We start from the raw sequence: 17,289 nt of genomic DNA on the forward strand, positions 1-17,289 counted from the left end.
AGCGATGATTATGCGCCAGTTCTGCCGGAAGACCAGGGGAATGTCGGATTCCGGAGAATTCCGGGGGAAGGCCCGCGCCGCCCGCCGGGTGGGCGACCCCGGCGGGCGCGGGCGGCCGTCCTGTGGTCGGATGGTGATCATGGGCCATGATCACGGAGCTCCCTCGGCGGCGGCCGGGACCGTCAGCGGGACCTTCCGCGCCCGGCTGCTGTGGACCATCGGCATCAGCGCCTCGATCACCCTCATCCAGGTCGTCGGCTCCCTGCTCTCCGGGAGCCTCGCCCTCCTCGCCGACGCCGCGCACAGCCTCACCGACGCCGTCGGCGTCTCCCTCGCGCTCGGCGCCGTCACCCTCGCCCAGCGCGCCCCGACCCCGCGCCGCACCTTCGGCTTCTACCGGGTCGAGATCTTCTCCGCCGTCCTGAACGCCCTGCTCCTCCTCGGCATCTTCGTCTGGGTGCTCTACACCGCCATCCGCCGCTTCAGCGAACCCGTCGAGGTCAAGGGCGGGCTGATGTTCGGCGTCGCCGTGCTCGGCCTGGCCGCCAACGGCGTCGGCCTGTGGCTGCTGCGCGACGCCAAGGAGCACAGCCTCAACCTGCGCGGCGCCTACCTGGAGGTGCTCGGCGACGCCCTCGGCTCCGTCGCCGTCATCATCGGCGGCCTGGTCATCCTGCTCACCGGCTGGCAGGCCGCCGACCCCATCGCCTCCATCGTCATCGGCCTGCTCATCGTCCCGCGCGCGTTCGGACTGCTGCGCGAGGCCGCCCACGTCCTGTTGGAGGCCACCCCGCAGGACATGGACCTCGCCGACGTACGGCGCCACCTCCTGGAGGAGCCAGGCGTGCTGGCCGTGCACGACCTGCACGCCTGGACCGTCACCTCCGGCATGCCCGTGCTCACCGCGCACGTCGTGGTCGCCGCCGAGACCCTGCGCGGCGAGGACCACGGCAAGCTGCTCGCCCGGCTCCAGGCCTGCGTGGGCGAGCACTTCGACGTGGCCCACTCCACCCTCCAGCTGGAACCGGAGGGGCACACCGAGGACGAACGGGCCCTGCACGCATGACCTCCGGAGCGGGCGCCCTCACGCCCACCCGGCCCGGTGCGGAGCCCGGGGGAGCGCACCGGGCACGGCGGCGGCCACCACCACCGTCTCCGTCCGACGCGCGCGGTGGCGCTTCAGGTCCTCCTCCCGGTAGCGGCGGGTCTGCGCGTGCCACGTGGCGAGCGCGGCCATCCACTGCTTGAGCTCCTCCGCGTACCGGTCCAGCGCCGCCCGCGCCGCCGCGTCCAGCCCGAAGTCCCGGTACATCGCGGGGAACTCGTTGGCCAGTACGTGCTCGAACTGCTTCATCCGCGAGGTCATCAGGTCGTTCACGACCCCGAGCGCCGTCGGGTAGTCGCAGCCGAAGAAGGTCTCCGTGACCACCAGGATGTTGAGCAGCTCGCCCTCGTACTCCACCTCCTTCTGGTACGAGTACACGTCGTTCATCATCCCCGAGTAGTCGAAGGCGGCCGCCTCCAGCGACTGCATCGCCGCACTCCCGTACACGGCCTCCGGCACGACGTCCATGTGCGCCATCCGGGCCAGCGAGGTCGTCATCGGCGAGCCGAAGGTCACCCGGCGCATCTCCAGGTAGTCCACCGGGTCGGGCACCCGGTGGGCCGCCTGGTTCTCCACCTCCCACAGCCAGCCGTCCAGTACCGCGTCCATCGCCGCCCGGAACATGCGCCGCCCGGCCGGGGCCATCGGCGTGATCGTGCGCAGCCAGACGTCGGCGAGCCCCCGTTCCACCGCGTTCACCGGGGCGGGAGCGGGCGCCCCGGGCTCCAGGGGCATGAGCGCGCGCAGCCGGGCGTCCTGGGCCCTGGCCCCCGCCAGGTCGCGGGTGGCGCCGAAGCGGAGCGGGTAGAGGTCGTCCGCGTACGTGCCCCAGCTCAGCCAGGCCGCGCTGACGTCCAGGTCCTCGGCCGAGGCCTTCGGATCGATGCCCGCCGAGCACAGCGCGAAGTCGTAGTCGACGGCCTTCTCCTCCCACCACAGCCCCTCGTCGAACATCCCCATCGCGCGGTTCCACTCCACCAGCCGCCCGCGGGCGCCCTCCAGGTGCGGGTTGAGCCGCGTCGGGTACGGCAGGTGGAAGTCCGGGATCACCGACGGGCCCACCGGGCGCGGGGCGCGGGTGTGCCGCCGGCGGCGGTCCGCGCCGCCGGTGACCCCCAGCAGCGCCTTGAGGCCGCAGACCGCGCTGCCCAGCCCCGAGGGCCCGGAGGGCAGGCCGGCCCGCCGGTTCATGTAGCGGCTGGAGCGCAGGTGCCACTCGTGGCCGCCGGACTGCCAGTCCTGGAGCCCGCGGGCGTACGTGAGCACCGCGGCGACCTGCTCCGGGGGCAGGCCGGTCCGTACGAACATCGGGGGCAGCTCGGCGAAGAAGGTGTGCTCGAACTGCTGCAGCCGCGAGGTCAGCAGCCGGTTCAGCTGGTCGGCCGCCTCCTGGGTGGAGCACCCGAAGAACGTCTCCAGCACCAGCACCCCGTTGCTGAGTTCGCCCTCCTGGCCGACCTCGCGCTCGTAGGAGAAGAGGTCGTTGCGCAGGTGCACCGAGTCGGCGAAGCAGTCGCGCAGCACGCGCAGCGGCCGCTCGCCGGAGACGGCGGCGGGCACCTCGGCGCCCACCGCGTGCTCGATGAGCCCCGCCGACCAGGGCGCGCCGCCGACCTTGCGCCGCTGCTCCACGTACTCGACCGGATTGGCGACCCGGCCGATGCTGATGTTGTCGAGCTCCCACAGGGACTCCACCAGCAGATTGCGGGTGCTCAGCGAGAAGCGGGCGATCCAGTCCGGCGAATGCCCGGGGACGGTACGGGCCCACAGGTCGGCGAGCCCCGCCTCGACCGGGTTGGCGGGCTCCGGGGCGGGCTCCGGGGTCCGCGCCGCCGCTTCGCGTGCGGGCGCCGCCGCGGGCATGAACAGGGCCAGGCGCTCCAGCGCCGTGCGCCCGCCCTCCCGGTCGCCGCGCCGCTTGAACACCTCCAGGAACCAGTCGTCGAAGAAGAACACCCACACGTACCAGTCGGTGACCAGCGAGAGCATCGCGGCATCGCATTCGGGGTGCGTGTAGGCGCACAGCAGCGCGTAGTCGTGGGCCTCCAGGTCGGCCCGGTCCCAGACGCCGGAGCCCTCCAGCATGCCCATGGAACGGGCCCAGTCGAGGGCGTGGGCGCGGGCGCGGGCCAGGTGGGGGTTGAGGCGGGCCGGATGCGGGACGTAGAACTCGGGCAGTTCGAAGGGCTGCCCGCTCCCTGTGCTGCTGCTCATGCGTCCGCCGCCCTCAGTCCTCGAAGCGCGAGATCTCTACGTTCTCCAGCACCCCGACGGCATCGGGAACCAGGATGGCCGCCGAGTAGTAGGCGGTGACCAGGTAGGAGACGATCGCCTGCTCGTTGATGCTCATGAACCGGACGGACAGCCCCGGCTGGTACTCGTCCGGCAGGCCCGGCTGGTGCAGCCCGATGACCCCCTCGTTGTCCTCTCCGGTGCGCATGACGAGGATCGAACTGGTCCGCTCCTTCGTGATCGGGATCTTGTTGCAGGGCAGCAGGGGCACCCCCCGCCACGCGGGCATCATGTGCCCCTGGAACTCGACCGAGGCCGGGTACAGTCCGCGCCGGCTGCACTCGCGGCCGAACGCGGCGATCGTGCGCGGGTGCGCGAGGAAGTACTGGGAGCCGCGCCGCCGGCTGAGCAGGTCGTCCATGTCGTCGGGGGTGGGCGGGCCGGTGCGGGCGTAGATCCGCTGCTCGTACTCGGCGTTGTGCAGCAGCCCGAACTCCGGGTGGTTGACCAGCTCGCTCTCCTGCCGCTCCTTGAGGGCCTCGATGGTCAGGCGCAACTGCTGCTCCGACTGGTTCATCGGCTGGTTGTAGAGGTCGGCCACGCGGGTGTGGACGCGCAGCACGGTCTGGGCGACGCTCAGTTCGTACTCGCGGGGGCTCAGGTCGTAGTCGACGTACGTGCCGGGCAGCATGACCTCGCCGGTGTGGCCGGCGGACAGGTCCACGGCCTCGCTGCCCTTGCGGCCGACCCGCTCCGCCTCCAGATACGCCTCGGCGTGCCGGCGCAGGGCGGGGGAGCGGCTCAGCGCCTCGTCCCAGTTGCCGCGGTTGTACGTCATGGTCACCACGTCGGTCTGGGCCCGGGCGGTGAACTCCCAGCGGGCGTCCGGCAGCGGGTGGTGGCCGAAGTGGTCGCCGTCGCTGAGGACGCCGAGGCTCGCCTCCTCCCCGTACGCGCTCTCGCCGAGCCGTTCGATGCGGCCGTGCGCGATCAGGTAGATCTTGTCGACGGGCTCGCCGCGGCGGACGATCACGTCGCCCTTGCGGAACTCCTCCTTGACGAACCGGTCCGCGATCGCCTTGACGACCGCGTCGTCGGGGAAGTGCCGCAGCATGCCGAGCTCGCGCAGCATGGGCGGGATGACCCGCAGTTCGGAGCCGGTCTTGACGAAGCTGATCCGCCCGTCGCCGAGGGTGTAGCTGACCGTGCGGTTGACCCGGTACGTGCCGCCGCTGGTCTGGACCCACGGCAGGATCTTCAGCAGCCAGCGGGAGCTGATGCCCTGCATCTGCGGGGCGGACTTGGTGGTGGTCGCCAGGTTCCGCGCCGCGTCCGTGCTGAGGCTCTGGCGGGCGGAGCGGGTCCGCGGTGCGGCGGCGCTGTCTTCGGTCGTCGGGTCGACAGACATGACGGAACGTCCTCTCGGTCGGTCTTCCTTGGTCGGTCTTCCTTGGTCGGCCGGCCTTCCTGGCTCCGGATGGGGCGTCGGTGCCGGTGGCGGCGGTCGCGCACGTCGCGCACGTCGTGTACGGGGTCGATCGGAAGGAGCGGCCCCGCTTGTGCGTGATCCGCCGTGCTCCCGCACGCCACGCTCACCCGGTGTGACCGGGTGCCACCGTGTGCACACGTCTTAGTTAGAGGCAGGGCGGCCCCACCCGGTACACGGGCCCCTGTCCCACCCTGTTGAATCTCCGCACGTGTTGAAGCGCTGGACACACGTACGAGTTGGGCGGTTCTGGATGGCGAAGCGTGACCCCAACGGACGACTCCGCACCCTCCTCACCGAAGCCCGCTGGAGCGGGCAGGACTTCGCACGGGCCGTCAACGGCGTCGCAGCCGAGGCAGGCCTCACCCTGAACTACGACCGGACCTCCGTCTCCCACTGGCTGGCGGGCACCAAGCCGCCCGCGCACGTCGTCGCCCTCGCCGCCGAGGCCCTGAGCCGGCGCACCCGGCGCCGGATCGCCGCCGCGGACACCGGGCTCGCCCGGCCGTCCGCCGGTACCCGCACCGGCGGACGGCCATCCGACGGCGGGCCGGATTTCGGGGTCGGCGCACTGGGCGAGGTGCCGGTGTACTCCTCCGCCTGGCGGCCCCCGCAGGAGCGGCCGGACGGCCCGGAGGCGGCGGGCGCACGGACCGCCGGGCGGATCGGGCAGGACCACGTACGGGCCGCCGAGGCGGTGCTCCCGGTCTTCCGCAACGCCGACATGATGTTCGGCAGCGGCCTCGCCCGGCCCGCCCTGACCGCCTACCTCGCCACCACCGTCGCCCCGTGGCTGCGCGCCGGCGCGCCGCCCTCCGTACGCCACCGGCTGCTGGGCGCCACCTCCCGGCTGGCCTACACCGCGGGGTTCCTCTGCTTCGACAGCAACCAGCACGGGGTGGCCCAGGCCTACTACCGGGCGGCCCTGCGGCTGGGCCGGGAAGCCGGCGATCCGCAGTGCCACGCGCCGGTACTGCGGGCGATGAGCGTGCAGGCCCACCACCTCGGCCACCGTACGCAGGCGCTGGAGCTCGCCCAGGCGGCGGCGCGGGAGGCGGGGCGGCTGCCGACCCTCCAGGCGGCCTTCGTCACCGGGCAGCTGGCCGTGGCGGAGGCCGCCTGCGGGGACCGGCGGGCCGCGGTCTCCCATCTGGCGGGCGCCCAAAGGCTGTTGGAGCGCTCGCAGGGACAGAGCGCGCCGATCGGGGACTACCACCAGGCCGCGCTCTGCCACCAGGAGGCGGAGGCGCTGGCCGCGCTGGGCGACGGCCCGGGCGCCATCGCCGCGCTCGGCGCCTCACTGCGCCACCGGCCGGCCGCGGAGCGCCGGGCCCGGGCCGTCACGGCGGCCCGGCTCGCCGAACTCCACCTGGGCCAGGGGCACCTGGAGCGGGCCTGCGCCGCCTGGCACGAGGTGCTGGACGTCGTACCGCAGCTGGAATCGGCCCGGGTGACGGACGCGCTGCGCCGGATGCAGGGGCGGCTGAGGGCGGTCCGGGCCAGCGGGGTCGTACGGCCGCTGCTGGAGCGGGTGGCCGCGGGGACGTGACGGGACGGGGCGGAACGGGACGTGACGGGACCCGCCGTCGCACACCCGTCCAGAGCTTCAACCGCGCGGGATTTTCAACAGGGCCGCCGCCGGCACGGCTACCCGGACGCCCGGCCCGCGACGCACTGTCGTGCCATGCAGAAGCATCCGCCCGCTGCCTGCCCCGCCCACCCGCCCGACCCCGCCGACCGGTCCCGCGCTCCCGCCCCGTCCGTACCGCCGGCCCCTCCCGTCCCGTCCCGTACGGCGCTGCTGGCCCGGCTGCGCGGGGGGCCCGGCGGCCCCGGCACCGGCAGCCTGCGCATCCGGCCCGCCCTCGCGGCGCCCGCTCTGCCGGTGACCGCACCGGCGGCCGTACCCGCTCCGGGCCCCGCCCGCGGGCCGGCCGCGGGGAACCCCGCCGTCCCCGAGCTGTACTGCCCGCCCCCGCAGCGCGACGACCCGGCCCTCGCGGAGGCGGTCGAGGACCGGCTCATCGCGTGGGCCGAGCAGACCGGGATCTACGCCGGCCGGCCGGGCGACGTACGGGCCCTGTCGATCGGCCGGTACACCATGCTCACCTACGCCCACGTCGAGGACCCGGACCGGCTGCTCGCCCCCGCCAAGTGCACCCTCGCCCAGTGGGCCACCGACGACTACTACTGCGACGACGAGAGCGCCGGCGCCGTCCCCCTCCGGATCGCCACCCACCTGTCCCAGGCCCTGGCCGCCATCGACCCGGCCCACCTCCCGGCCGCCTACGCGCCCCTGCTGGAACAGGCCATGTGCGCCGACCCGGTCCTCGTGGCGCTGCGCTCCAGCACCGAGCACCTGTCCCGGTACGCCACCCGCTCCCAGCTCACCCGCTACCGGCACGAGATGGCCGCACTGTTCTCCGGCTACACCGCCGAGGCGGGCTGGCGGGTATCCGGACGCACCCCGCCCGTCTGGGAATTCCTCGCCGTCCGCCAGGACAACAGCTTCATCCCGACCATGGTGATGCTCGATCCGGCGGGCGGCTACGAGCTCCCCGTCGAGGTGTACGCCGATCCGCGCGTGCGGGGCGCGGTCCTCAAGGCCGCCTCCGCCAGCGTCATCGTCAACGACCTCTACTCCATGCACCGCGAGGACGAGGGCGCCGCCGTCAACTACAACCTGCCCGCCCTGATCGAGGCCGAGGAGGGCTGCTCGCGCGCCGAGGCCGTACGCCGCTCCGCCGACCTCCACGACGAGCTCGTCCACGCCTTCGAGGAGGAGTCGGCCCTCCTGGCCGCGGCCGGATTCCCGCCGCTGGTGCGCTTCCTGGCCGACGTATGGGCCTGGCTCGGCGGAAACCTCGAATGGCACCGCACCACGGCCCGCTACGACCCGGCGGGCCGGGCCCGGGCCGCACCCCCGGCCCCGGACAGCACCCGCAAACCCGGCCCGACACACGGAGGGACCCCGGCATGACCACCCCCGAAGCCACCACCCCCGAGGCCGAAGCGGCGGCCCGGCAGGCCGCCCTCAGCACCGCGGCCGCCCGCAACCTCGCGACCACCACCAAGTCCGTCCCCCAGATGCAGGGCATCAGCTCCCGCTGGCTCACCCGCGTCCTGCCCTGGGTCGACGTCAGCGCCGGCACCTACCGCGTCAACCGGCGCCTGAGCCACGCCGTGGGACGGGGCAGGGTCTCCTTCGTCCAGTCCGGCGCCGACGACGTACGGATCCTCGCGCCCACGCTGAGCGAACTCCCCACCCTCAAGGGCTTCCCCGACCAGGCCGTCTTCGAGGACCTCGCCGTGCGCTTCGTCAAACGCGACCTGCGCGCCGGCGACGTCCTCGTCGAGGAGGGCGCGCCCGTGGAGGAGGTCTTCATCATCGCCCACGGCCGGCTGGAGAAGCGGGCCCAGGGCAAGTACGGGACGACGGACGTCCTCGGCGTCGTCGCCGACGGCGACCAGCTCGGCGACGACGCCCTCGGCCGCCCCGAACCGCGCTGGGACTACTCGGTGCGGGCCGCCACGGCCGGCACCGTGATGGTGCTGCGCTGGCGCGCCTTCCAGGAGGTGCTGGAGCGCTCCGCCGCCCTGCGCGCCCACCTCGAACAGTACGTGGAGAACGGCCGCCGCCCGGTCAACCGGCGCGGCGAGGCCGACATCGAACTCGCCTCCGGCCACACGGGCGAGGCCCTGCTGCCCGGCACCTTCGCCGACTACGACCTCAGCCCGCGCGAGTACGAACTCTCCCTCGCCCAGACCGTCCTGCAGATCCACACCCGCGTCGCCGACCTCTACAACGACCCGATGAACCAGTTCGAGCAGCAACTGCGGCTGACCGTGGAAGCGTTGCGCGAGCGCCAGGAGTGGGAGCTGCTCAACAACCGGGAGTTCGGGCTGCTCCACAACGCCGCCTACGACCAGCGCGTCAACACCTGGTCAGGGCCGCCGACCCCCGACGACCTCGACGAGCTCGTCACGATGCGCCGCGGCACGAAGGTGCTGCTCGCCCACCCCAAGGCCATCGCCGCCTTCTTCCGCGAGTGCAACAAGCGCGGGCTGATCCTCGACAACGTCGAGGTGCAGGGCAGGTCCGTGCCCGCCTGGCGCGGGATCCCGCTGCTGCCCTGCGGCAAGATCCCGGTCGTCGGCGGCCACACCAGCTCGATCCTCGCCCTGCGCACCGGAGAGGAGCAGGAGGGCGTCATCGGCCTGCGCCCGACCGCGATCCCCGAGGAGTACGAACCCGGCCTGAACGTCCGCTACATGGGCATCGACCAGCGCTCGATCATGTCCTACCTGGTCAGCGCCTACTACTCGGCGGCCGTCCTGGTCCCCGACGCCCTCGGGATCCTGGAGAACGTGGACATCGCGGCCCCCCGCTCCTGACGGTTGTCCGGGAGCCGCCGATCGGCTGTACTGCTCTCCAGTCCCGCACTCGGGGCGCCGTGCAGGGGAGGGCACCCACGATGAGTTCACACCGCCGCCGTCGGGGTTTCCGGGGCCGGCCGCTGCCGACCCTGCTCGCCACCGCCTTCCTGCTCGTCGGCGTCTGCGCCGCCGCCGGCATCGCCTGGCACCCGTTCACCGCCGACGCCCGCCAGGGCGCCGCGTCCGCCCCCGTGATCGGCACGCCCTGGTCCGCCGGGCCCGGCACGGGCGCGGGGAGCCCGGAGCCGGCCGCCACCGGCCCGAACCCGACCGCATCCGGCGGGAGCCCGGGCGTCCCCGGCGCCGGCAGCACCCCCGGCGCCGGGGACACCGGAGGCGGACGGTCCGCCGGCGCCCTGCCGTTCGACCTGCCCGGGCCGGCCGCCCTGCGCACCGGCGCAGCCGCCAAGAAGCTGGTGTTCGCGCACTACTTCACCCCGTACCCCCTCTCGCTGGACAACGCGAGCGCGGACGCCGACTACTACACCCGCAACTACCTGAACCCGGCCGGGGAGAACGGCAAGCACGAGCGGTACGGCGGCCTGCTGCGCGACCGGCCGCTGCCCGTCCAGCCCAAGGGCGGCAACTGGGAACGCGCCAACCTCGAACAGGAGGTGCGCACCGCCCGCGCCGCGGGCCTCGACGGGTTCACGCTCGACATGCTCTCCCTGTCCGGGCCGAACCGGGACCGCGCCCAGCTCCTGATGGAGGCCGCGCACGCCGTCGACCCCGGTTTCAAGATCATGCTGATGCCGGACATGACCTCGCTGAACACCGACGACCCCGCAGTGCTCGCCGACGCCGTCGCGGCCCTGGGCAAAGCCCCCGCCGCGCACCGCCTCGGCGACGGCCGGCTCGTCGTCTCCCCCTTCAAGGCCGAGGCGAAGAGCGTCGCCTGGTGGACGCAGGCCCTCGACCTCCTCAGGACCCGGCACGGCATCGGCACCGCCTTCGTCCCGACGTTCCTCGATTACGACGCCAACAGCGCCCGGTTCGCGCCGATCAGCCACGGCTTCTCGGAGTGGGGCAGCCGCAGCTACGTCGGCCAGGAGAGCGCCACCCGCGACGTGCAGCGGGCCCACGGCATGGGCAAGATCTGGATGCAGCCCGTGTCGGTCCAGGACGCCCGCCCCAACCAGGGCGTCTACGACGAGGCCGGCAACACCGCCACCCTGCGCTCCACCTGGACGCACGCCATCGAGGACGGCGCCGACTGGGTGCAGCTCACCACCTGGAACGACTACTCGGAGGGCAGCCAGTTCGCGCCCTCACTGCACAACGGGTACGCCTACCTGGACCTTTCCTCGTACTACCTGACCAAGTTCAAGACGGGCAGCTGGCCGAAGATCGTCCGCGACACGCTGTACGTCTGCGCCCGTACCCAGTTCGCCGCGGCGGACCCCACCGGCGCCCAGTCGCTGGTGATGTCCCTGCGCAAGGGCAGCGCCGCGCCCCGCGACGCGGTGGAGGTACTCAGCTTCCTGACGGCCCCGGCCACCGTCCGTACCGTGGTGGGCGCGGGAGAGGACACGCACGAGGCCCCGGCCGGCCTCCACTCCGAGCTGCTCCCGCTGCGCCCGGGCACCAGCTCGGCGGCGGTGGTACGCGACGGGAAGACCGGCACGGAGGTGGAACTGCCCTACCGGGCGGACCGTACGGTCGACGTCCAGGACCTGCAGTATTACGCCGTCACCAGCGGGCGCGACTAGAGACCGACCGCGGTCGCGGGTGATGATGCGGGCGTCCGCCGCGCCGCACACCCGGAGGTCCCGTGAACCCGACCACGCCGATACACCCCGCCGAGTTCCCCGGCGGGCGGGCCCTGTTCCGGCTCGATCCCGCCGTCTCCCATCTGAACCACGGGTCGTTCGGCGCGGTGCCGATCCCCGTGCAGGAGGCCCAGGCCGCCCTGCGCGAGGAGGCGCACGCCGATCCCGACGCCTTCTTCATCGACGCCCCCGACCGGATCGCCGGAGCCCGCGCCCGCGTCGCCCGGCACCTGGGCGCCGACCCCGACGGCATCGCCTTCATCGCCAACGCCACCGAGGGCGCCAACCTCGCCCTGGACGCGGTCCCGTTCGCCGACGGCGACGAGATCCTGGTCACCGACCACGGATACGGCACCGTCGTCGCGGCCGCGGCGCGCCGCGCCCCGATCACCACGGTCGCCCTCGACCCCCGCCTGCCCGACGAGGACGCCGTCCGCGAGACCGTGCTGGCCGGGCTGACGCCCCGTACCAAGGCGGTGGTGCTCGACCACATCAGCTCGCCCACCGCCCGGCTCATCGCCTCGCCCCGGCTGCTCGCCGAGCTCGCCGCGCGCGGGATCACCACCCTGGTGGACGGGGCGCACGCCCCCGGCATGCTCGCGGACCCGCTCGCCGCGGGCGCCGACTTCTGGTTCGGCAACCTGCACAAATGGGGGTACGCCCCCTCCGGCAGCGCCGTCCTCGCCGTCGCCCCCGCACACCGCGGCCGGGTCCGCGCACTGGTCCCGTCCTGGGAGGACGCGCACGGGTTCCCCCGCTCCGTCGAGAACCGGGCCACCGCCGACTACACCGGCTGGCTCGCCGCCCCCGAGGGCCTGGCCCTGCTCGACGGGCTGGACGCCTCGAAGGTACGGGCCCACAACGCCGCCCTCGCCGCACACGGGGCGGCCCTGCTCGCCGAGCTCCCCGGGCTCACCCCGCTCCCGTACACCGAGGGGCTCGCGATGCGCGCCCTGCGGCTGCCGCCCGGCACCGCCGAGACCCAGCCGCAGGCGAGCGCCCTGCGCGAGCGGATCGCGGCGGACCTGCGCATCCGGGTGCTGATCTGGGCGTGGCCGGGCGGCGGCGGCATCCGTGTCTGCGGGCAGATCTACAACCGGCCCGAGGAGTACGAACGCCTCGCCGCGGAGCTCCCGGCCTACCTCTAGGGGGTGTCGTCAAAGTCCCTTCTGGCCGGCGGGGTCCGCCCTCACGGGCGGAGCTAGCTACTTTGACGACACCCCTAGGGAGCCCCTCAGCCGCGCCGGAGCAGGTACGTGTCCATGATCCAGCCCTTGCGGGCGCGGGCCTCGGTCCGCAGTTCCTCGATCCGGCCGGCGACCTCCGCCAGCTTCCCCGAGACCAGGATCTCGTCCGGGGTGCCGACGTAGGCCCCCCAGTAGATGAAGAGGTCCTGGTCGAGGTGGGCCGTGAAGGCGTGCCGCGCGTCCAGCATCACCACCACGTCGTCCACGTCCTGCGGCCAGCCCGCGGCGAGGCGCCGCCCGGTGGTGATCTGGACGGGCCGGCCGACCCGGTTCAGATTGGTCCGGTGCCGGGCCAGCAGTGCGGAGATGCTGCTGATGCCGGGTACGACCTCGTGCTCGAACGCCACCCGGCCCCGCTCCAGCACCTCGTCGAGGATGGCGAGGGTGGAGTCGTACAGCGAGGGGTCGCCCCAGACCAGGAACGCGCCCGTCTCCCCGTCCGCCAGGTCCTCGGCGACGAACCGCTCGAAGATCTCGGCCCGCGCGCTGCGCCAGCCGTCCACGGTGGGGGCGTACTCGGCCGGGGTCCGGTCGCGGTCCGGGTCCCGGCCCTCCACGAGCCGGTGGCCGGGGCGGGCGTGCGCGTCGAGCATCGCGCGCCGCAGCCCGGTCAGATCCGCCTTCTCCTCGCCCTTCTCCAGGATGAGGAATGCGTCCGCCGCGCCGATCGCCTTGACCGCCTGGAGGGTCAGGTGGTCCGGGTCGCCCGCGCCTATGCCGATCACTGAGAACTTCTTCACGCCGCTATTCTGCCCGTCATGCGTGCCGCCCTGTTCGTCACCTGCGTCAACGACGCGCTGTACCCGCGGACCGGCGTCGCCGTCGTACGCCTGCTGGAGCGGCTCGGCGTCGGCGTGGACTTCCCGGCGGCCCAGAGCTGCTGCGGGCAGCCGCAGTACAACACCGGCTACCGGCGCGAGAGCGAGCCGCTGCTGCGGCGCACCGCCGAAGCCTTCGCGGGCCACCCGTACGTGGTCACCCCGTCGGGTTCCTGCGCCGCGATGGTCCGCACCCACTACCCGCGCATCGGCCGCCAGGCGGAGAGGGAGGGGCGGGGCTCCGGGCTGGCTGCGCTGGCCGAGGACCTCGTACCGCGCGTGTACGAGCTGACCGAGTTCCTGGTGGACGTCCTCGGGGTGACCGACGTGGGCGCGTACTTCCCGCACACCGTCACCTATCACCCCTCCTGCCACGGCCTGCGCGGGCTCGGGCTGGGGGACCGCCCGCGGCGGCTGCTCGCCGCCGTCAGGGGCCTGGAGCTGGTCGAGCTGCCCGGCGCCGAGGAGTGCTGCGGTTTCGGCGGCACCTTCGCCGTGAAGAACCCGGACGTGTCGGCGGCCATGGGCACCGACAAGGCCGCCGCCGCGCTGGGGACGGGCGCGGAGGTGCTCTGCGGGGCGGACAACTCCTGCCTGGCCCACCTCGACGGGATCCTGCGCCGCCGGGGCGACGCGATGCGGGCCCTGCATCTCGCCGAGATCCTGGCCTCGACCGAGGAGGAACCGCTGACATGACCGGCACGTTCGTGGGCATGCCCGCCTTTCCGGCCTTTCCCGCCTTTCCCGATGCGGCCCGGCAGGCCGTGGCGGACCCGGTGCTCCGCGCCAACCTCCACCACGCCACCCACACCATCCGCGACAGACGGGCCCGGGCCGTCGCCGAGCTGGCCGACTGGGACCGGCTGCGCGCGGCGGGCAAGGCCGTCAAGGACCACACGCTCCGCCACCTCGACCGCTACCTCGTCCAACTGGAGCAGGCGGTCACGGCCGCGGGCGGCACCGTCCACTGGGCGGCCGACGCGCAGGAGGCCAACCGGATCGTGACCGGGCTGGTGCTGGAGACGGGCCACCGGGAAGTGGTCAAGGTCAAGTCCATGGCCACCCAGGAGATCGGCCTCAACGAGGCCCTCGAAGCGGCCGGGATCGCCGCGTACGAGACGGACCTGGCCGAGCTCATCGTCCAGCTCGGCCACGACCGGCCCTCGCACATCCTCGTCCCGGCCATCCACCGCAACCGGGCCGAGATCCGGGAGATCTTCGCGGCGGAGATGGGCCGCTGGGGCCGCCCCGCGCCCGAGGGTCTCGGCGACGACCCGCGCGAGCTGGCCGAGGCCGCCCGCCTCCACCTGCGCGAGAAGTTCCTGCGCGCGAAGGTCGCGGTGTCCGGCGCCAACTTCATGGTCGCCGAGACGGGCACGATGGTCGTCTTCGAGTCCGAGGGCAACGGCCGGATGTGCCTCACGCTCCCCGAGACCCTCATCTCGGTGGTCGGCATCGAGAAGGTGGTGCCGACCTTCCGGGACCTGGAGATCTTCCTCCAGACGCTGCCGCGCTCGTCCACCGCCGAGCGGATGAACCCGTACACGACGATGTGGACCGGACTGGGCCCTTCGAGAGGGGCGGACGGCGACGGGCCCCGCGCCTTCCACCTCGTCCTCCTCGACAACGGCCGCACCGACACCCTCGCCGACGAAGTGGGCCGCCAGGCCCTGCGCTGCATCCGCTGCTCCGCCTGCCTCAACGTCTGCCCGGTCTACGAACGCGCCGGCGGCCACGCGTACGGCTCCGTGTACCCCGGGCCGATCGGCGCCATCCTCAGCCCCCAACTGCGGGGCACGGGCAGCGAGGTCGACGCCTCGCTGCCGTACGCCTCCACGCTGTGCGGGGCCTGCTACGAGGTCTGCCCGGTCGCCATCGACATCCCGGAGGTCCTGGTCCACCTGCGCGAACGGGTGGTCCAGGGCGGCCCCGTGACCCGCGAGGGCATCCGCGTACGGATCCGCCCGGCGCGGGGGCACGCCGCCGAGCGGGCCGCGATGCGGGCCGCCCGGCTGCTCCTGGACCGCCCCGGCGCGCTGCGCGCCGGGGAGCGGCTGCTGGCCAGGGCGCGGCGGCTGCGACCGGGCCGGCTGCCGGGGCCCGGGCGGGCGTGGACGGACAGCCGCGCGCTGCCGCAGCTCCCGGCGGAGCCGTTCCGGGACTGGTGGGCGCGGGAGCGGGGAGGGCGGGCATGAGCAGCAGGGACCGCATCCTGGGCCGGATCCGCCGCGCGGTCGCCGACGGCGGCCCCGACCCGGCCGTGCCCCGGGACTACCTCCGGGTCCACGGCGACCGCACCCCGGCCGAGACGGCGGAGCTCCTCGCCGCCCACCTCGCGGAGTACCGCGCGAAGGTCCACCGTACGGACGGGGCCGGGATCGCGCCGCTCCTCGGGCGGCTGCTGGCCGAGCGCGGCGCCCGGACGGTCCTCGTCCCGGCGGGCCTGCCCCCGCACTGGCTCGGGTCGACGGAGGCGACCCGCGTCGAGGACCGACCCGACGCCACCCCGTACGAACTGGACACGGTGGACAGCGTGGTGACCGGCTGCGCCCTGGCGATCGCCGAGACCGGCACGATCGTCCTGGACGGCGGCCCCGCGCAGGGCCGGCGCCGGATCACGCTGGTCCCGGACCACCACGTCTGCGTGGTCCGGGTCCCCGGGCAGGTGGTGGACTCGGTCCCGCAGGCCCTGCCCCTGCTGGACCCGACGCGGCCGCTGACCTGGATCTCCGGCCCCTCCGCCACCAGCGACATCGAGCTCGACCGGGTGGAGGGCGTACACGGCCCGCGCACCCTGGAGGTGATCCTGCTGACCGGACCAGCAGAATGAGTGCCATGTCCGCATACATCGCGCTCACCGCCCTCGTCGTCCGCGACTACGACGAGGCCATCGACTTCTACACCCGTGCCCTCGGCTTCACCCTCGTCGAGGACACCGCGCGCCCCGACGGCTCCCGCTGGGTCGTGGTCCGCCCCGACGGAGCCACCGAGGCGGCGCTGCTGCTGGCCCTGGCCAAGGACGAGGCCCAGCGCTCCCGGGTCGGGGACCAGACGGGCGGCCGGGTCGGCTTCTTCCTCTACACCGACGACTTCGCCCGGGACCACACCCGGATGACGGCGGAGGGCGTCCGCTTCCTGGAGGAGCCGCGCCACGAGGCGTACGGCTCGGTGGCGGTCTTCGAGGACCTCTACGGCAACCGCTGGGACCTCCTCGAGCCCGCGTAGGCCCGGACGGCGCCGGCGCCGGCCCGCCCGCGGTCAGGGGGCGGCCGGCCGGTCCGGCGGGGAGGCGAGCCGCGGCGCCTCGGCTGCCGCGTCGACGGCCGCGCCGGACTCCACCCGCCCGGCCAACTCCCGGGCCCAGCGGACCAGCTCCGGTACGTCGATCCCGTACGAGACCCCGGCCTCTGCCCCTGTCCCCGCCCCGGTCCTGGCCACCGCCCCGCCCGCCGCCCCGGCGCTGGCCCCCGCCCCGGCGCCCGCGTCGGGCCCGGCCAGGGCCGTGGCCCCGCGGCGCAGCAGGCGCGCCCCGCCGACGGCGTTCCCGCGCGCGGCGTGGGTGAGCCCGACCGCCAGCTGCGCGAGGGCCCGCCACAGCGGGGCCTCGGCCTCGGGCCCGGACTTCCAGGCGTCCTCGAACACCTCGTGCGCGTGGAACGGCATCCCGGCGTCCAGCAGCCGCTGCGCCTCGGCCACCGTCTCGGCGGGCGTCCGTACGACCCCCTCTGGCTGCCGCTCCACGCCCGGCTCCCCGTACGCCAGCGGCCGCCCCAGCCCGTCCCGGGGCCGCGCGCTGCGCGCCCGCCCCTCACCGTCCCGATCCCGTGCGTTCACCCCGCCATCCTCCCTGCCTCCGGAAACCCGTGCATGCGCACCCCTCTACGTGGGGTAATGTTCTGCATGTGCCGCCGGGACGGGGAAACCCCAGCTCAACGGCACAACGGGACGTGGCGCAGCTTGGTAGCGCACTTGACTGGGGGTCAAGGGGTCGCAGGTTCAAATCCTGTCGTCCCGACTTTGCTTCATGCAGGTCGGAGGTCGTTCTCTCATCAATGAGAGGGCGACCTTTCGTGCGTCCGGGAGGGCCCCCGTCCGGCTGCGGCTGCCGTCGATGATCACCTCGCGGGACGACGGCGAGTCTGCGTGTGCGAGCCGCCTCGGCCTTCAGCCGGCTCAAGGCCTCCCTCTCCTTCCA

General features: G+C 73.8%; 14 protein-coding genes and 1 tRNA gene. 11 read left to right on the plus strand and 4 right to left on the minus strand.

Going from position 1 to position 17,289, the window contains the following annotated elements:
• Nucleotides 1-130: 130 nt before the first annotated feature.
• Entirely contained in the window at nt 131-1,066 is a 936-nt protein-coding gene (locus tag ACFYZS_RS20480) for a cation diffusion facilitator family transporter (protein WP_389014342.1), read from the plus strand.
• A gap of 18 nt (nt 1,067-1,084) precedes the next feature.
• On the opposite strand, the gene ACFYZS_RS20485 is transcribed toward ACFYZS_RS20480, so the two are convergent.
• Both ACFYZS_RS20485 and ACFYZS_RS20490 read right to left on the minus strand, forming a co-directional pair.
• Nucleotides 1,085-3,319, minus strand: a complete 2,235-nt coding sequence (locus ACFYZS_RS20485; RefSeq protein WP_389014211.1) for a germacradienol/geosmin synthase — start codon at nt 3,317-3,319, stop codon at nt 1,085-1,087.
• 13 nt (nt 3,320-3,332) lie between these two features.
• The gene (locus tag ACFYZS_RS20490; RefSeq protein ID WP_389014214.1) at nt 3,333-4,745 is read right to left on the minus strand and encodes a family 2B encapsulin nanocompartment shell protein; all 1,413 of its coding nucleotides are present in this window, start codon (nt 4,743-4,745) and stop codon (nt 3,333-3,335) included.
• A 331-nt stretch (nt 4,746-5,076) separates the two neighbouring features.
• On the opposite strand from ACFYZS_RS20490, the gene ACFYZS_RS20495 reads away from it, so the two are divergent.
• The 5 genes from ACFYZS_RS20495 (at nt 5,077) to ACFYZS_RS20515 (ending at nt 12,177) form a co-directional block, all read left to right on the plus strand.
• Nucleotides 5,077-6,372, plus strand: a complete 1,296-nt coding sequence (locus ACFYZS_RS20495; RefSeq protein WP_389014217.1) for a hypothetical protein — start codon at nt 5,077-5,079, stop codon at nt 6,370-6,372.
• Between the two features lie 135 nt (nt 6,373-6,507).
• Nucleotides 6,508-7,803, plus strand: a complete 1,296-nt coding sequence (locus tag ACFYZS_RS20500) for a family 2 encapsulin nanocompartment cargo protein terpene cyclase (protein ID WP_389014220.1) — start codon at nt 6,508-6,510, stop codon at nt 7,801-7,803.
• Entirely contained in the window at nt 7,800-9,218 is a 1,419-nt protein-coding gene (locus tag ACFYZS_RS20505) for a family 2B encapsulin nanocompartment shell protein (protein ID WP_389014222.1), read from the plus strand. Before ACFYZS_RS20500 ends, ACFYZS_RS20505 begins: the two co-directional genes overlap by 4 nt.
• An 80-nt stretch (nt 9,219-9,298) precedes the next feature.
• A complete protein-coding gene (locus ACFYZS_RS20510; RefSeq protein ID WP_389014225.1) occupies nt 9,299-10,969 on the plus strand; it encodes an endo-1,3-alpha-glucanase family glycosylhydrolase in 1,671 nt (556 codons plus the stop codon).
• Nucleotides 10,970-11,031: 62 nt separating this feature from the next.
• Nucleotides 11,032-12,177: an aminotransferase class V-fold PLP-dependent enzyme gene (locus ACFYZS_RS20515; protein ID WP_389014227.1), complete on the plus strand. Its 1,146-nt coding sequence runs from the start codon at nt 11,032-11,034 to the stop codon at nt 12,175-12,177.
• Between the two features lie 86 nt (nt 12,178-12,263).
• On the opposite strand, the gene cobF is transcribed toward ACFYZS_RS20515, so the two are convergent.
• Nucleotides 12,264-13,016, minus strand: coding sequence for a precorrin-6A synthase (deacetylating) (gene cobF, locus ACFYZS_RS20520; RefSeq protein ID WP_389014230.1), 753 nt, complete (start codon nt 13,014-13,016; stop codon nt 12,264-12,266).
• Between the two features lie 18 nt (nt 13,017-13,034).
• Here cobF and ACFYZS_RS20525 point away from each other — a divergent pair, with 18 nt between their 5' ends.
• Genes ACFYZS_RS20525 through ACFYZS_RS20540 form a run of 4 tightly spaced genes read left to right on the plus strand, consistent with a single transcriptional unit; the run spans nt 13,035 to nt 16,319 of the window.
• Nucleotides 13,035-13,790 (plus strand): (Fe-S)-binding protein, encoded by a 756-nt coding sequence (locus tag ACFYZS_RS20525; protein WP_389014232.1) that lies wholly within the window; start codon nt 13,035-13,037, stop codon nt 13,788-13,790.
• Complete coding sequence (locus tag ACFYZS_RS20530; protein WP_389014235.1) at nt 13,787-15,289, plus strand: lactate utilization protein B; 1,503 nt, start codon at nt 13,787-13,789, stop codon at nt 15,287-15,289. Before ACFYZS_RS20525 ends, ACFYZS_RS20530 begins: the two co-directional genes overlap by 4 nt.
• On the plus strand, nt 15,286-15,924 hold the full coding sequence (locus ACFYZS_RS20535; protein WP_389014238.1) for a lactate utilization protein C: 639 nt from the start codon (nt 15,286-15,288) through the stop codon (nt 15,922-15,924). Before ACFYZS_RS20530 ends, ACFYZS_RS20535 begins: the two co-directional genes overlap by 4 nt.
• A 5-nt stretch (nt 15,925-15,929) precedes the next feature.
• Complete coding sequence (locus ACFYZS_RS20540) at nt 15,930-16,319, plus strand: VOC family protein (RefSeq protein WP_383510606.1); 390 nt, start codon at nt 15,930-15,932, stop codon at nt 16,317-16,319.
• A gap of 33 nt (nt 16,320-16,352) precedes the next feature.
• Here the strand turns inward: ACFYZS_RS20540 and ACFYZS_RS20545 are convergent, their stop codons facing one another.
• Complete coding sequence (locus ACFYZS_RS20545; protein ID WP_389014241.1) at nt 16,353-16,928, minus strand: DUF309 domain-containing protein; 576 nt, start codon at nt 16,926-16,928, stop codon at nt 16,353-16,355.
• A 107-nt stretch (nt 16,929-17,035) separates the two neighbouring features.
• Here ACFYZS_RS20545 and ACFYZS_RS20550 point away from each other — a divergent pair.
• A tRNA-Pro gene (locus tag ACFYZS_RS20550) sits at nt 17,036-17,109 on the plus strand.
• Nucleotides 17,110-17,289: the final 180 nt, after the last annotated feature.

The organism is Streptomyces sp. NPDC001903, from assembly GCF_042891345.1.
GTDB lineage: Bacteria > Actinomycetota > Actinomycetes > Streptomycetales > Streptomycetaceae > Streptomyces.

Coding starts and splice junctions, on each gene's coding strand:
- ACFYZS_RS20480 (WP_389014342.1), top strand. CDS start 131: ATGGTGATCATGGGCCATGATCACGGAGCTCCCTCGGCGGCGGCCGGG.
- ACFYZS_RS20485 (WP_389014211.1), bottom strand. CDS start 3,319: ATGAGCAGCAGCACAGGGAGCGGGCAGCCCTTCGAACTGCCCGAGTTC.
- ACFYZS_RS20490 (WP_389014214.1), bottom strand. CDS start 4,745: ATGTCTGTCGACCCGACGACCGAAGACAGCGCCGCCGCACCGCGGACC.
- ACFYZS_RS20495 (WP_389014217.1), top strand. CDS start 5,077: ATGGCGAAGCGTGACCCCAACGGACGACTCCGCACCCTCCTCACCGAA.
- ACFYZS_RS20500 (WP_389014220.1), top strand. CDS start 6,508: ATGCAGAAGCATCCGCCCGCTGCCTGCCCCGCCCACCCGCCCGACCCC.
- ACFYZS_RS20505 (WP_389014222.1), top strand. CDS start 7,800: ATGACCACCCCCGAAGCCACCACCCCCGAGGCCGAAGCGGCGGCCCGG.
- ACFYZS_RS20510 (WP_389014225.1), top strand. CDS start 9,299: ATGAGTTCACACCGCCGCCGTCGGGGTTTCCGGGGCCGGCCGCTGCCG.
- ACFYZS_RS20525 (WP_389014232.1), top strand. CDS start 13,035: ATGCGTGCCGCCCTGTTCGTCACCTGCGTCAACGACGCGCTGTACCCG.
- ACFYZS_RS20530 (WP_389014235.1), top strand. CDS start 13,787: ATGACCGGCACGTTCGTGGGCATGCCCGCCTTTCCGGCCTTTCCCGCC.
- ACFYZS_RS20535 (WP_389014238.1), top strand. CDS start 15,286: ATGAGCAGCAGGGACCGCATCCTGGGCCGGATCCGCCGCGCGGTCGCC.
- ACFYZS_RS20540 (WP_383510606.1), top strand. CDS start 15,930: ATGTCCGCATACATCGCGCTCACCGCCCTCGTCGTCCGCGACTACGAC.